The sequence below is a fragment of the Hyphomonas sp. genome, from assembly GCF_018402285.1.
Classification (GTDB): domain Bacteria; phylum Pseudomonadota; class Alphaproteobacteria; order Caulobacterales; family Hyphomonadaceae; genus Hyphomonas.
Genome location: NZ_JAGYJH010000003.1, coordinates 879163 through 893470 on the forward strand (window position 1 = coordinate 879163; position 14308 = coordinate 893470).

The 14308-nt window shown below is 64.0% G+C and carries 10 protein-coding genes and 1 pseudogene; 8 read left to right on the top strand and 3 right to left on the bottom strand.

The window, feature by feature from the left end; translation table 11 throughout:
* Positions 1 to 409: 409 nt before the first annotated feature.
* Together KG722_RS06880 and KG722_RS06885 are read right to left on the bottom strand one after the other, a co-directional pair.
* Positions 410 to 916, bottom strand: coding sequence for a cupin domain-containing protein (locus KG722_RS06880; protein ID WP_213271000.1), 507 nt, complete (start codon positions 914 to 916; stop codon positions 410 to 412).
* A gap of 80 nt (positions 917 to 996) precedes the next feature.
* Entirely contained in the window at positions 997 to 1548 is a 552-nt protein-coding gene (locus KG722_RS06885; RefSeq protein ID WP_213271002.1) for a DUF5655 domain-containing protein, read from the bottom strand.
* A 75-nt stretch (positions 1549 to 1623) separates the two neighbouring features.
* On the opposite strand from KG722_RS06885, the gene KG722_RS06890 reads away from it, so the two are divergent.
* From KG722_RS06890 to KG722_RS06925, 8 genes and pseudogenes are all read left to right on the top strand, one after another.
* Positions 1624 to 3969: a UvrD-helicase domain-containing protein gene (locus KG722_RS06890; RefSeq protein WP_213271583.1), complete on the top strand. Its 2346-nt coding sequence runs from the start codon at positions 1624 to 1626 to the stop codon at positions 3967 to 3969.
* Positions 3970 to 4266: 297 nt separating this feature from the next.
* Positions 4267 to 5306: pseudogene (locus KG722_RS06895) on the top strand (rod shape-determining protein).
* Between the two features lie 37 nt (positions 5307 to 5343).
* Positions 5344 to 6666, top strand: coding sequence for a rod shape-determining protein MreC (gene mreC, locus KG722_RS06900; RefSeq protein ID WP_213271004.1), 1323 nt, complete (start codon positions 5344 to 5346; stop codon positions 6664 to 6666).
* Positions 6659 to 6874 (top strand): hypothetical protein, encoded by a 216-nt coding sequence (locus tag KG722_RS06905; RefSeq protein WP_213271006.1) that lies wholly within the window; start codon positions 6659 to 6661, stop codon positions 6872 to 6874. The genes mreC and KG722_RS06905 overlap by 8 nt, the downstream gene beginning before the upstream one ends.
* Positions 6871 to 8814: a penicillin-binding protein 2 gene (gene mrdA / locus KG722_RS06910; protein ID WP_213271008.1), complete on the top strand. Its 1944-nt coding sequence runs from the start codon at positions 6871 to 6873 to the stop codon at positions 8812 to 8814. The genes KG722_RS06905 and mrdA overlap by 4 nt, the downstream gene beginning before the upstream one ends.
* Entirely contained in the window at positions 8811 to 10046 is a 1236-nt protein-coding gene (rodA, locus tag KG722_RS06915; RefSeq protein WP_300998284.1) for a rod shape-determining protein RodA, read from the top strand. Before mrdA ends, rodA begins: the two co-directional genes overlap by 4 nt.
* A gap of 83 nt (positions 10047 to 10129) precedes the next feature.
* Positions 10130 to 11551, top strand: coding sequence for a sodium-dependent transporter (locus tag KG722_RS06920; protein ID WP_213271010.1), 1422 nt, complete (start codon positions 10130 to 10132; stop codon positions 11549 to 11551).
* Between the two features lie 284 nt (positions 11552 to 11835).
* Positions 11836 to 13041 carry a hypothetical protein gene (locus KG722_RS06925; RefSeq protein ID WP_213271012.1) on the top strand — a complete coding sequence of 402 codons (1206 nt, stop codon included), beginning with the start codon at positions 11836 to 11838 and terminating at the stop codon, positions 13039 to 13041.
* A 248-nt stretch (positions 13042 to 13289) separates the two neighbouring features.
* Here the strand turns inward: KG722_RS06925 and pip are convergent, their stop codons facing one another.
* Positions 13290 to 14279, bottom strand: coding sequence for a prolyl aminopeptidase (gene pip, locus KG722_RS06930; protein WP_213271014.1), 990 nt, complete (start codon positions 14277 to 14279; stop codon positions 13290 to 13292).
* Positions 14280 to 14308 lie beyond the last annotated feature (29 nt).

Consider the following 14308-nt stretch of genomic DNA (forward strand, 5'->3'; position numbering starts at 1 on the left):
CTCATCTGCGGCGCAGGCCCATAGAGCAGGCGCCGCAGCGGCAGCTGGAACCAGGCATTCACCGGCCCGAGCGAGATACGCCAGGTATTCTTCATCATGTAGTCCCGGGTCACCATCCGGCAGAGCGTCATCAGGAAGCCCGTCAATGCCAGGAGGAACAGCGCAAGGCCAATCTGCCCTTCATTGGCAAGGCTCGCGGCAAAGCCGGCAATGACGATCAGGAGAAGCCATAAGAGGGCGACCGCAACCGCCAGCAGGTAGCGCTCGGCCGCGCCATACCGGAACTCTTCGGTGTCGCTGGCGCTCCGGGGGCTTTCATGGCCGGCACTCCTGTCTCATCAGTATAAGCGCAGACCGGGGCCGTTTCGGGTCACTTGCGCCCGCATAAGGGTGTGGGCGTGCCGGTTTGTCAGTCTGCAGAGTTTTCATCGTCCCAGTAATCGACCCTGCTGTCCTGGCGGCCGATGAAGCGAAAGTGTTCCTTCCTGGTCGCTGCGTTTCGCGTGCTGGCCAGGAATTTGCCGCTGTCGGGATATTCGCAGATTTCAGTGTCTGCCATGGTCGAGATGCTGAGATATTTGAGGGGTCCGCTGCCGGTATTCGTCAGCTTGTGGGCATAGTCTGCGCCCCCGCGCGGGGCTGCGAGCACGTCGCCAGCCTGCACCTTGTAGCTGTCGGACCCAAACCGGTAGGTGCCTTCGCCCTCCAGGATGATGAACATCTCCTCTTCCACATGATGGACATGGAACGGGCAGGCGGACTTGCCGGGCGGGACAAGCGTGCAGCCAATCCCGAGCTGGGTAAGGCCAAGCCTGCGGCCAAAGCTGCAGTCATGGCCCTCATAATGATCGCTCTCGCGAAACGGTTCGAGCGGCAGGTCTGCAATGCGGGCCACCGGATTGAGTTTCTCTGTCATCGCGCCCGGCGCTCCCTCTTGTGTGATCTGCCAAGACTGCCTCCAGGCAGGGCCCGGACGCAAGCGGTCGTCACAAAGGCTCAGGCGCGCCCATAGGCATCCTTCAGCCAGGTCTTCACCTCGGCGTCCACATCCCCCGGAGAGTCCAGCTTCACCTTGTGTGTACACATCGCACCGGGCTTCTCCTCAAGCAGGCGGCCGGTGGCGGGGGTGCCCTTCAGGTTCAGTCCCAGATCGAGGCGGGATTTGCTGGCCGGGGTGCTCACGGCAAAATTTTTCGACCGGCGGAAGGCAACACTGGTCTTCTTCACCGAGACCTCCACATCCGGCCCGAGCGTCCGGGCAAAGGCCGCCAGCGCCTCATAAACCGGGATCAGCGCGTCCTTGCCCTTGAACTGGCCGGCGAGGAGATCGTCTTCAGGTGCCGCCATCGTGCCCTTGGCCGTATGGCAGATGAGGTTGGCATAGCCATGGCCGAGGCCATGGGTCTCCTTGAGCAGTTTCATCTGGTCGCCATGTTTTTCAAGGCCGCCTGCCCTGACGAGCCTGGCCCAGTCTGCCAGTGATTTGCCGGTGTTCTTCAGAAGGTTGGCCTTCATCGTCTCCACCGGATCGCTCGACCTGTCTGCCATTTGTGTCCTCCCTGACGCGGCTGCCCCCTCGCAAGAATGCCATCGCAGACTAACGCATCGGTCAATCCCTGCTATATGTTCCTGATGAGTTCCAATCCGAATCGTTTGTCCATCTCCCAGATGGCGTCGGCCCGCCCGCCGGCGCCTGCCGGAGACGGCGCGCCCTATCTAAATGGCCTGAACCCGGAGCAGCGCGACGCGGTGCTCTACACCGAAGGACCGCTGCTGGTCCTTGCCGGCGCCGGCACGGGCAAGACCCGGGTGCTCACCGCGCGGCTGGCGCATATCGTGGCCTCCCGTCTTGCCTGGCCCTCACAGACCCTGACGGTGACCTTCACCAACAAGGCTGCCCGCGAAATGCGCGAGCGCGCGCAGGCGCTGCTGGGGGAGGCAGGCGAGGGGCTGCGCTGGCTCGGCACGTTCCACTCCATATCCGCGCAGATCCTGCGCAAGCATGCCGAGCTTGTCGGCCTCAAATCCAGCTTCACGATCCTCGACACCGACGACCAGGTCCGCCTCTGCAAACAGATCGTCCAGGCCGAAAACCTCGACCCCAAGCGCTGGACGCCGCGTTATCTCGCCGGCCTCATCGATGGCTGGAAAAACCGCGCGCTGACCCCCTCAAAGGTGCCGCCCGAAGAGGCCGAGCTATTCGGCAATGGCAAGGCGATCAAGTGCTACGAGATCTACCAGGCGCGCCTGAAGGTGCTGAACGCCTGCGACTTTGGCGATCTCCTCATCCACAACATCACGATCTTCCAGGAAAACCCTGATATCCTTCGGGAATATCATGACCGTTTCCGCTATATCCTGGTCGACGAGTATCAGGATACCAACGTCGCCCAGTATCTCTGGCTGCGCCTGCTCGCGCAGGGCTCGAAGAACCTCTGCTGCGTGGGCGACGACGACCAGTCGATCTATGGGTGGCGCGGGGCCGAGGTCGACAACATCCTGCGCTTCGACAAGGATTTTCCCGGCGCCAGGGTGGTCCGCCTGGAGCGCAACTACCGCTCCACCCGGCATATCCTCGCGGCCGCCTCCAGCATCATCGCCCACAATAAAGGCCGCCTGGGCAAGACGCTCTATGTCGGCAATGACAGCGCGGTGAACGAGGATACCGACGCGCCCAGGGTCAAGGTACGCGGCCTCTGGGACGGGGAGGCGGAAAGCCGCCTGATCGCCGACGACATCGAAAGCTGGGTCCGGGCAGGGGGCCAGCATGACGCCTGCGCCGTGCTGGTGCGCGCTTCCTGGCAGATGCGCGCCTTCGAGGAACGGTTCATCCTGCTTGGCATACCCTACCGCGTGATCGGCGGCCCGCGCTTCTTCGAGCGCGCCGAAATCCGCGACGCGCTCGCTTATCTCCGCCTCATCCGCTCGCCCGATGACGATCTGGCGTTCGAGCGGGTCGTGAACGAGCCCAGGCGCGGGGTGGGCGACGCCAGCCTTGCCAAGCTGCAATCCTACGCCCGCGCCGATGGTCGAAGCCTGTTCACGCTCACCCCGATGGTGCTGCAGACCGACGAGATCAAAGGCGCCGCCAAGCGCGGCCTTACCCAGTTCATTGACCAGATCCATCTCTGGCGCGGCAAGCTGGCCGGCGGCATGCCCCATACCGAGCTCGCCGAGATGATCCTCGAAGAGTCTGGCTATACCGACATGCTGCAGAAGGACCGCAGCCCGCAGGCGCAGGGAAGGCTCGATAACCTCAAGGAACTCGTCCGCGCCATGGGCGAGTTCGACTCCCTCGCCGGCTTCCTCGAACATATCGAGCTGGTGATGGATGCCTCTGCTGGCGGCAGCGGCGAGGATCAGGTCCAGATCCTCACCCTTCACGGCGCCAAAGGCCTTGAATGGCCGATGGTTTTCCTGCCCGGCTGGGAAGAGGAAGTGTTCCCCTCCCGCCGCAGCCTCGATGAAAGCGGCCTCAAGGGCCTCGAGGAAGAGCGCCGCCTCGCCTATGTCGGCATCACCCGGGCGCGGGAGCGCTGCTACATCTCCTTCGTCGCCAACCGCCAGATCTATGGCCGCTGGCAGGCGGTGATGCCCAGCCGCTTCATTGACGAGCTCCCGCCCGAACATGTCGATGCGGTCTCCGAAACCGGTTATTCCGGCCTGCCGGCAGGAACAGACGCCTTCACTGGCACGATCGAGGACCTTGGCGAGCGCTCCGACTATCAGAGCCCCGGCTGGAAACGCCTCAAGGAAAACGCCGGCAAACCCACCGGCGCGCCCCCGCGTGACGCCGCCGGCCTAACCGCCACGGCGTCGGGCACGTCCGGCTTCACCACCGGCGCCCGCGTCTTCCATGACAAGTTCGGCTATGGCCGCGTGGCCTTCTCCGAGGGCAACAAGCTCACCGTCGACTTTGACAAGACCGGCCGCAAGAAAGTCATTGCGACCTTCGTCACAAAGGCCTGACAGGGTCCGCCCGCCGGGCGCTTACGGGCATCCTGAAGGTAAACAGGACGGCCTGTTTTGTTAACAAAATCCGTACGAAGCGTTCCGTGACTGACCTGCGAGCCTGTCGCAGGTCAGCTCCACCGCCTTTGGAATCAGCAGATTCGAGCTATTGGTACGAAACGTTCCGGTCATGTGATGAGCGGACCTTGCTTTAAAGCGGCGTTAACGGCACATGGTGTATGGGGCTGACATCAGGAATGCGCGCGTTGCCGGACGGAACGATCCGGACCGTTTCAGAAAGAGCTTGAGATTAGCATGATCGGTAGCCTCCTCGGCCTGTTGTCCACAGACATGGCCATCGACCTCGGGACCGCGAATACCCTTGTCTATGTCAAGGGTCAGGGCGTCCAGCTCGATGAACCCTCCGTTGTCGCTTACATGACGCAGGGCGGCCGCAAGATCGTCTATGCGGTCGGCGAGCAGGCAAAGAACATGCTCGGCAAGACGCCCGTGAACATGGAGGCCATCCGCCCCATGCGCGACGGCGTCATCGCGGACTTCGAAGTCGCCGAGGAAATGATCAAGCACTTCATCCGGAAGGTTCACAACCGCCGGGCGTTTGTTTCCCCCTCATCATCATCTGCGTGCCCAGCTCCGCCACCAGCGTCGAGCGCCGCGCCATCCACCAGTCTGCGCTCGCTGCCGGCGCGCGCCATGTCGAACTGATCGAAGAGCCCATGGCGGCAGCCATCGGCGCCGGTCTCCCGATTGATGACCCGGCCGGCTCGATGGTCGTCGATATCGGCGGGGGCACTTCGGAAGTGGCCGTCCTCTCCCTCGGCGGCATCGTCTATTCGCGCTCCGTGCGCGTGGGTGGCGACAAGATGGACCAGGCCATCGTCAACTATCTGCGCCGCGAGCAGAAAATCCTCATCGGCGAAATGTCGGCCGAGCGGATCAAGAAGGAAATCGGCACCGCCATGCCGCCGGAAAACGGCACCGGCATGGCCCTCACCGTGCGCGGCCGCGGCACGCTGGACGGCGTTCCGAAGGAAACCGAGATCACCGAAGCCATGATCGCCGAAGCGCTCAAGGAACCGGTCACTGACATCGTGGACGCTGTGAAGATCGCGCTTGAAGCCATGCCGCCGGAACTCGCCGCCGACATCGTGGATCGCGGCATCGTGCTGACCGGCGGGGGCGCGCTCCTGCGCAATCTCGACGCTGTCATCCGCAACCAGGCCCAGCTGCCGGTGATGATCGCCGATGATCCGCTCAAATGTGTGGTCAACGGGTGTGGCCATGTGCTCGAAAATTATTCAAAAATGAAAAGCGTCCTCTGCCCGGAAGTCTGAAGTTGCGGGCAGCGCGGACGGCGAGGGAGCCAGACACATGGCGCGCTTCGGACCTTCAGGTCAGAGAACTGCGGCCCGCGGGGCACGCCGGCTTGTGCTCGGCGTCTTCATGGCGGTCGCCTTTGCGCTGGTCGTGGCCCAGTCTGCACCGCAGATTTCCGAATTCTTCGTGCCCGCGCGCACCACGGTCAGCGACCGCCTGCGTGCGCCGAGCGAGATCAGCCTCTGGGCGCGCATCACCGGCCAGGCCGAGCGGGAAGGCCGGATCCGCGAACTTGAAAACGAAGTGCGTGACCTCGCCCGCTACAAGGCTGCCGCCATTTCCATGGCAGACCGGCTGGAAGCCTATGAGCGCATCCTCAACCTGATGGGCGAGCCCCCGGAGAAGGGGGTCACCGCCCGCGTCACCACCGAGGTCGACGGGCCCTTCTCGCAAACCCTCCTGGCCAATGCCGGTGAGCTGCAGGGCGTCGAGCCCGGCGCAGTGGCCGTCAATGAAGGCGGCCTGGTCGGCCGGGTCATCCATCTGGGCGAGCGTTCCTCGCGCATCCTGCTCATCAGCGATTATTCCAGCCGCCTGCCGGTTCTGGGCGAAGTCAGCGGCGTGCGCGCCATCATGTATGGCCAGGACCGGGAAGCCGCCCGCCTCGGAGACCTGCCCGAGGACGCCGGCTTTGTCGAAGGCGAGCGTATTCTCACCTCCGGTGATGGCGGGGCCTATCCGCGCGGCCTCGTGGTCGGCTCGGCCCGTCAGGACGGCGCCGGCTGGCGCGTGCGCCTCGCCATGCGCGATCATGGCGGAACCTATGTCCGGATGATCCAGCCGCCGGTCATCCCGGTTCCGCTCGCAGAGCCGCCGCCCTTGCCGGAAGGTCCTGCCGCAGAAGCCGGCGCTGCCGCGTCCGTGCCGGCACCCCCGTTGCTGCCACGCCCGCGCCGGGCGCCGCTGCCGCCGCCGCGGCCACCCCGCCACCGGCCGAGACCGCCACCGGCCAGCCGCAGGGGACCCAATAGGCATGGCCAGCGGAAAGCTCAGACGGCGGAAGAAGTCCCTGTGGAGCCAGACAGCGCCCAGTGCCCGCCTGGCATTCGGCGCTTTCTTCATTGTTCTCACCGGGGCCATCGGCATGCTGCCGCGCGAGATTTTCGGCATCGAGATCGCCTGGCCATTTGCCGCCCTCTGGGGCGCCATGGGCTGGGGCAGGGTGGGGCTCTCCATCCGCCCGATGATCCTGCTGCTCCTGTTCGGCCTGATGCAGGATATTGTTTCCAATGCGCCTTTGGGGTGTTTTGCGGTTATCAATCTGGCGGTGTACGGACTGAGCTCCGCCTTCACCCGCCAGACCGACGGCATGCGTGATGCCCTGGTGGCTGTCCTTGGCCCGGTCGTCATGCTGCTCGTCGCGCTGGTGCTCATCTGGGTCTTTGCCAGCATCACCAGCGACCATCTTGTGCGCTCGACACCGATCCTCGCCTCGATCATCACAACCGGGCTTGTCTATCTTGCAGGATACCGCATCTTTGATCTCGGGCGGCGGCCGGGAGAAGCACCAGGGCAGACGACATGAGCCGGAAAAACAGGAATGCCGACGAGATGTTCGACCGCCGCATGTTCATTGCGGCCGGGGTCGGCGGTGTTGTCTGGGCAACGCTGGCGGCGCGGTTCTTCCAGCTGCAGTTCCTCGACGCTGAGCGCTATCAGGGCCTCGCCGAAGCCAACCATGTGAAGCTGGTCATGGCCCCGCCCGAGCGCGGCCAGATCCTCGACCGGTTCGGCCGCCCGCTGGCGTCGCAGCGCCAGGCCGGCCGGATCTCCGTCATCCCCGAACAGATGAGCGATCCGGAGGCCGTCCTCAATCGCATATCCAGCCTGATCGACCTGCCCGATGCGCGCCGCATCCGCCTGATCGAGGAAATCCGGAATGCGCGCCGCCGAAACTCGGCCTTCCTGCCGGTCATCGTGGCGCAGGAGCTGACTTTCGAGGAATTTTCCCGCATGCAGGTGCATGCCGTGGAGATGGAAGGCGTTGATGTGCAGATGGCCTCGACGCGCTCCTATCCGCGAGGCCGGGACTTTGGCCATGTGCTCGGCTATGTCGCCCGCGCCAGCGGCGAAGATCTTGACCGCCTGACCACCGGTCTCGCACCCGAAGACGCGCGCACCTATCAGGAGATGTTCCGCCACCCCGACATGCGGACCGGCCGTCAGGGCATGGAGCGCTTTGCCGAAGACTGGCTGCGTGGGCGCCCGGGCCGCCGCCGCGTCGTCGCCAATGCGCATGGCCGCCCGCTCTGGGAGCTGGAGCAGGACCCCAAGCAGGCGGCTATTCCGGGTAAGGATCTTTACATCACCATCGACGCCGAGCTTCAGCGCGTCGCCATCGACCGGTTCGAGGGCGAAAGCGGCGCGGCGGTCGTCATCGACATCGAAAACGGCGATGTCCTCGCCATGGTCTCGACACCCGCCTTCGATCCCAATGGCTTCGTAAACGGCATTTCCGGCGCCGACTATGCACTGCTGCGCGATGATCCGCGCGCCCCGCTCTATCCGCGCGCCCATGGCGGGGTCTATCCGCCCGGCTCCACCTTCAAGATGGTCGTGGCGACCGCCGCCCTTGAGGCCGGTGTCATCAAGCCGGAAGAGCGTATCCGCTGCCCGGGCCATTACCGCTTCGGCAACCGCACCTGGCACTGCTGGAAACGCCCCGGACACGGCGCGATGAACATGCACGACGCCATCAAACAGTCCTGCGACGTATATTTCTACGAAATCGCCCGCCGGTCAGGGGTGGAGAAGATCGCCGAAGTCTCCCGCAAGTTCGGCTTCGGCCAATCCTGGGTGCTCGGCATGACCGGCGCGCGGGGCGGCCTCGTGCCCGATCCCGAATGGAAACAGAAAGCCCGCGGCGAGCCCTGGTTTGAAGGCGAAACCCTCAACTTCGGCATCGGCCAGGGGCAGCTCGGCACAACGCCGCTGCAGCTCGCCCTGATGACCGCGCGGATTGCCGCCACAGGCGCGCCCATCCGGCCCCGGATGATCGGTCTCGGCCCGGTGGACGAGGACGACGCCGTGCTGGACGCGCCCCTCGACCGCGAGATCATGGAACGGATGAAGGCCGGCATGTATGGGGTCACCTCCGAAGGCGGGGGCACAGCCTACCGCTCCGGCGACCTTGGCCTCGGCGGCCCGCGTCTTGCCGGCAAGACCGGCACTGCCCAGGTACGCCGCATCACGGCCGCAGAGCGCGCAACCGGCGTGGTGCGCGGCGGCGACGCGATCGCCCGCGAGCTGCGCGACCACGCCCTGTTTGTCGCCTATGCCCCGGCCGATAATCCCAAATACGCCATCTCGGTCATTGTCGAGCATGGCGAGGGCGGCTCGCGCACCGCTGCGCCGGTGGCCCGCGACATCCTCGCCGCCGCCATCAGGATGGAAAGCGGGCGCACGCCCGAATACGCCCGCCGCGCGTCAACGGCGCCAGAGCCCGAAGCCGGAGAGCCTGCATGAGCCGCGACGGTTTCACAGGCTTCACCCGCGGCGAAGCGCGCGTGCGCACGGCGACCTCCTCGCTGCAGTTTGCCGGCCTCGGCCCGCTCGGCCAGCTCGCGCGCCTGCCCTGGGGCGTCATCCTCGTGATCAGCGCCATGGCGCTGACAGGCGCGGCCATGCTGTTCTCCACCGCCTGGGACCCCGTCAACCAGATGCCCTCGCCACATGAGGCAGACCTCTGGCGCAACCACCTGATCCGCTTTGCCATCGCCTTCACCGTGATGATCGTGCTGGCACTGACCCCGCTGAAGGTCTGGGCCGCGCTCGCCTTTCCCGCCTATCTCGCAACCCTGGTCCTGCTTGTCCTGGTCGACCAGTTCGGTACGATGCGGGGAGGCGCCGAGCGCTGGCTGAGCGTGGGCGGCATGCTCGTCCAGCCCTCCGAGTTTGCCAAGCTCGCAGTTACCATGGCGCTCGCGCGCTATTACCAGACTGCCCTCAACTCGACCAATTACGTGCCCGGCTTCCAGGTCCATCTCGGCGCGCTTGCCATCATCCTGTTGCCCGCCGGGCTCGTCTTCAAACAGCCCGACCTTGGCACCACGCTCGCCCTCGTATCATCCGGTTGCCTGGTCATCTTCTTCGCCGGCCTGTCGATGCGCATCATCCTGCCGGTGATCGCCCTCGGCATCGCCGCCGTACCCGCCGCCTATCTCTTCGTGCTGGAGCCTTACCAGCGCGAGCGCGTCGACACCTTCATCGCCGGCCTCACCGGCACGGCCACCAACGGGCTGGGCGAGAGCTACCAGATCGAGCAGGCCAAGATCGCCATCGGCGCCGGCGGGCTCAGCGGCCGGGGATACCTGCAGGGCATTCAGTCCCAGCAGGACTATGTCCCCGAGCAGCATACCGACTTCGTCCTCACCGTGATCGCCGAAGAGTTCGGCTTCATCGGAGCCATTGCCCTCCTGTCGGCCTTTGCCTTCCTGCTTGTCTGGTCTTTCCTCGTGGCGATGCGCTGTCGCAGCTGGTTCGGGCGCCTGGCTTCCTGCGGGGCGGCCGCAACGGTTGCCTTCTTCGCCATTTTCAACATCAGCATGGTCATCGGCCTCCTGCCGGTGGTGGGCATGCCGCTGCCATTCATCTCCTATGGCGGCACCGCGCTGCTCACCGTGATGGCCTGTTTCGGCCTCATCCTGTCGGCCCATCTCCACCGCGACGAGAAACTGAATATCCGCGGCCTGTTCTGATCCACAGAACTGGCCATTTGCGTTGATTTCTGACCGCGTCCCGCTACGGTCCGGCCAAACATTGCCTCTGGGGAGCGGAATTCATGGCAGATATTGGCCGCAAGTCTGAAACATTCAGCTCGCGATTCGGGTTCATCATGGCCTCGGTCGGCTCGGCCGTCGGGCTGGGTAATTTCTGGCGGTTTCCCTACACCGCCGGCGAGAATGGCGGCGGCGCCTTCATCGTCATCTACATTCTCTGCGTCGTGCTGATTGCCCTGCCGCTCCTGATGGCGGAATACGCCATGGGCCGCAAATCCGGCATGTCGGCCATCGAAGGCGTCCAGTCGCTCGCCCGCGCCGAAAGCAAGAGCCAGAACTGGGGCATCGTCTCCTGGATCGGCTCGCTCACGGCCTTCTTCATCCTGACCTTCTACATGGTCATCTCCGCCTGGCTGATGGCCTATGTCATCCAGGCCATCGGCGGCAATCTCAGCGGCACGACCGCCGAAGAATCCGGCCAGAACTTCCTCAACACCATCGGGCAGGGGGAACACCCCCTGAACTCCAAATGGTATATGCTGATGCTGCTCGGCCTGTTCATCGTGGCCAATATTTTCGTTGTCGGCCGCGGCGTGAAAGGCGGTCTGGAACGGGCCGCCACCATTCTCATGCCGCTCTTCTTCGTCATGGTGATCGTGGTCGTCGGCTTCTCGATGGCCAATGGCGATGTCGCGCGCACGGTGTCCTTCATCTTTGAGCCGAAATGGGAAGATGTCGGCTTCAAGACCTTCCTCGCCGCCCTTGGCCAGGCCTTCTTCTCCATCGGCGTCGGCGTCGGCCTGATGATCACTTATGGCGCCTATCTCGACCGGGGCACCAATATTCCCAAATCCTCTGCCATCGTAGCAGGCTCTGACACGTTCGTGGCGCTCATCGCCGGCTTTGCGATCTTCCCGATCGTGTTTGCCGCCGGCCTGGATGAAGCCGCCGGCCCCAGCCTCTTCTTCGTCTCCATGCCGGTGGCGTTCGAGGCGATCCCGGGCGGGGCGATCTTCGCGGTCATCTTCTTCTCGCTGGCACTGTTTGCCGCCTTCACCTCGTCCATCTCGCTGATGGAAGTGGGCGTCTCCTGGCTTGAGGAACGTCAGGGCGTCACCCGCCTTGGCGCGGCTTCCGGCATCGGCTTTGTCCTCTTCATGGTCGGGGCGGCGTATGTCTTCTCGCTCGAATATCTCGACTTCATGGACTTCATGACCGAGGGCCTGCTGCTCCCGCTCGGCGGGTTTCTGGCGGCCATCTTCGCCGGCTGGATCCTCAGCCGCGAGATGCTCACCTCAGAGCTTGGCGAAGGCTTCATCATGAACGCCTGGCGGTTCCTGATCCGCTGGTTCGTGCCGCCCTTCATCGGGCTCGTCCTGGTCTTCGGCTTCCTGGACAAGATCCAGGACCAGTACCACGTCCAGCTGCCCGGCGCCCTCGAAGTCCTGCTCGGTCCCAACTACGACCTGGCAGGGCAGGAATAGGTCCGCTCAACCGGGCCTGTCCGCCTGCGCAGGACGGGCCCGGTGTTTAAGCAAGGGCGGGAGGCGGCTAATCGCCGGAACGCGACATTGTTGTCGCCGCTCACGCTGTTCTCAAATGAAAGCAATTGCGATCCTGGATGCATCGCCCCAGACTCCGATCACCGCGTCCTCTGCAACGCCGCGGAAAGCCAGCCGCGCGGGATAAAAAGCTGCCGAATCTGCCTACAACGGCCAGCGAGCGTGCTCTAGGCTGACCCCGCCAAAAGCCAACACGGAGATCGATCATGCGCGCTGCCCGGACCGGATCGGCTATACGTTTGGGCCTGAAACCCATGCTTGCGGCTGCTATCCTTTCATGCGCTGCGCCGACCGCTGCTGCGCAAGGCGCGGGCGCGACGTCCCCCGCCGGCAAGACCGCACCATGCCCGGCCAATTCCGAAGCCTATGCCGTGACGATCAAGACCCTGTTCCAGGACAAGGGCGCGATCAACCAGACCGCCATCGATGACGCCAACCTTCTTGAAGCCGTCTGCCCCGACGAGGTGGTCACGCTCTATGCGCTGGCGGATGCTTGGTACGAATTGCTCCGTCGCGAGGACCTGGGCCTTCGGGATCAAGGCTCGGTCGCAAACCGCGCCGTCGATCTGGTGATCAAGGCCGGAGACCTGCCACAGGTTCCCGTCAATTTCCAGGCTGTCTCCGAATTGCGCCAGCGGGTCGTCGACTCCGCTATCACGATGGCTGAAGCGGGCGGTCCGAAACCCGCCTATTTCGAGCCGGGCGGAAAATTTCCGTCATGCGACAACAGCTGGGGCAACGTCTCACAGAACCTCTGGTACAAGTACAAGCGGGAGTGGACAGGCAACATAGCGCCGATCCTGATCGAGAACATGTCGCGCTCGTGCGCCGGGACACCCTATCTTTATGTGCACGAATGGTTCGCCGAATTGCGCCGGGCGCAGGCCGAACACGAAACCGACGCGAACAAGATGCTGGCCATGATGGACGACGCGAAGGAAGCCTACAGCCAGCGCGCAGGTCCGTCACGCGATGGAAAATGGCTCAAGGACAAAGAACTGGCGGCCTTCGAGTCACAGTATGAGCTAATCCAGCTGCGGGCCTTTGCAACCCGGCCGCCATTGCCGCGCAAGGAGTGGTTCAAGCCGAAAAATCTTCAGAACGGAATGACGCGTTTGGCCATCGCTCTCGAACTCAATCGCATCTGGGGGCCGCATTACTCGCTGGCGAGCGATGTCGCGACCAAGGAGCAATTCGGAACGCAATTGCGGGCCTACAACACATTCGTCCGCGACACGTATGACGAGGCGGTCAAGGCATCGCCTGAAGCTCACCGCGTCCTCTATGAAACCCTCCGCGATCATGGTCGCGGTGGCCTGCGGACCCTCGAAGCGCAGACCTATAAAATGTCCATGGAAGCGCCGTGGAGCTGGACCGAACCCAAAGGCCCGGCGCCCGCCGTCGAAAACTAGCACCGATCCGCATGCTGCGAACGCTGCGGATCCTTGCCCCTTTACGACAGGTGCCTGACGGCCAAACCGCGTCATCTCGGGACACCACGACGAACGACAGATCCCTTTGCATCAACGGCCCGGCCGGGAAAACAGTCAGCTGCGCCCGCTAAGATCAGACGCGGGCAATCGGCTGTTTAGGGCGCGATAATTCAGGCTGGCTGAATGGCAGCAAAGGGCCAGAACCCGCCCTTCAGTCACTCCCGCCCCTAAAGCCGGACGCGCGCGCCCAGCCGGTCTGCAAAATCATCGGTCGCCTGAACAAGGCGGTCGATGATGCCAGGCTCCATCGAGGAATGGCCGGCGTCCGGCACGACATGCAGGCTGGCGGCAGGCCAGGCCTTCGTCAGCTCCCAGGCGGTGGAGAGCGGCGTCACCACATCATATCGTCCGTGGACGATCACACCGGGCACGCGGCTCAGCTTTGCCCCGGCCTGTTCCAGCAACCAGTTATCCTTCTCGAAGAAGCCGCCATTGTAGAAATAGTGGCATTCGATTCGCGCAAACGCGTCGACGAAATCATCCTCATTGAAGCGCGGCGGCGTCGTGATCGGCCCCTTGATCGAAAGCGTATGGCCCTCCCACTGCGCCCAGGCCCGTGCCGCTTCAATCCGTTCTTTCGGATTGTCGCCCGTCAGGCGTTTGTGAAACGCCGTGAGCAGATCACCGCGCTCCTCTTCCGGGATCGGGGCCACATAGGTGTCGTACGCATCGGGGAAGAGGCGACTGGCGCCGGACTGGTAGAACCAGTCGATCTCCGCCTTGCTGACAAGGAAGATGCCGCGCAGGACAAGGCCCAGCACGCGCGACGTGTGCGTCACCGCATAGGCAAGCGCAAGGGTTGAGCCCCAGGAGCCGCCAAAAACCAGCCAGTCGGAGACACCCGCATGTTTGCGAAGCGCCTCGATATCGGCCACCAGGTCCCAGGTCGTGTTCTCGCGCAGCTCCGAATGGGGCGTGGAGCGCCCGCAGCCTCGCTGGTCGAACAGGAAGATCCGGTAGCGGTCAGGATCGAAGAACCGCCGCATTTCCGGGCTGGACCCGCCGCCCGGCCCTCCATGCAAGGCAACCACGGGGATGCCCTTCGGATTTCCGGACTCTTCCCAGTAGATTTCGTGTATATCCGACACACGCAGGCGTCCGGAGGCATGTGGTTCATGCCTGTGATACAATATTCGGCGGGTCTGGCGTTTGTTCATGCGCTCTTCACTTATGGTCGGCCAAAATG

What these genes read in the sequence shown, in the direction of transcription:
- KG722_RS06880 (WP_213271000.1), bottom strand. Translation starts at nt 916, where the DNA reads ATGACAGAGAAACTCAATCCGGTGGCCCGCATTGCAGACCTGCCGCTC.
- KG722_RS06885 (WP_213271002.1), bottom strand. Translation starts at nt 1,548, where the DNA reads ATGGCAGACAGGTCGAGCGATCCGGTGGAGACGATGAAGGCCAACCTT.
- KG722_RS06890 (WP_213271583.1), top strand. Translation starts at nt 1,624, where the DNA reads ATGTTCCTGATGAGTTCCAATCCGAATCGTTTGTCCATCTCCCAGATG.
- mreC (WP_213271004.1), top strand. Translation starts at nt 5,344, where the DNA reads ATGGCGCGCTTCGGACCTTCAGGTCAGAGAACTGCGGCCCGCGGGGCA.
- KG722_RS06905 (WP_213271006.1), top strand. Translation starts at nt 6,659, where the DNA reads ATGCGTGATGCCCTGGTGGCTGTCCTTGGCCCGGTCGTCATGCTGCTC.
- mrdA (WP_213271008.1), top strand. Translation starts at nt 6,871, where the DNA reads ATGAGCCGGAAAAACAGGAATGCCGACGAGATGTTCGACCGCCGCATG.
- rodA (WP_300998284.1), top strand. Translation starts at nt 8,811, where the DNA reads ATGAGCCGCGACGGTTTCACAGGCTTCACCCGCGGCGAAGCGCGCGTG.
- KG722_RS06920 (WP_213271010.1), top strand. Translation starts at nt 10,130, where the DNA reads ATGGCAGATATTGGCCGCAAGTCTGAAACATTCAGCTCGCGATTCGGG.
- KG722_RS06925 (WP_213271012.1), top strand. Translation starts at nt 11,836, where the DNA reads ATGCGCGCTGCCCGGACCGGATCGGCTATACGTTTGGGCCTGAAACCC.
- pip (WP_213271014.1), bottom strand. Translation starts at nt 14,279, where the DNA reads ATGAACAAACGCCAGACCCGCCGAATATTGTATCACAGGCATGAACCA.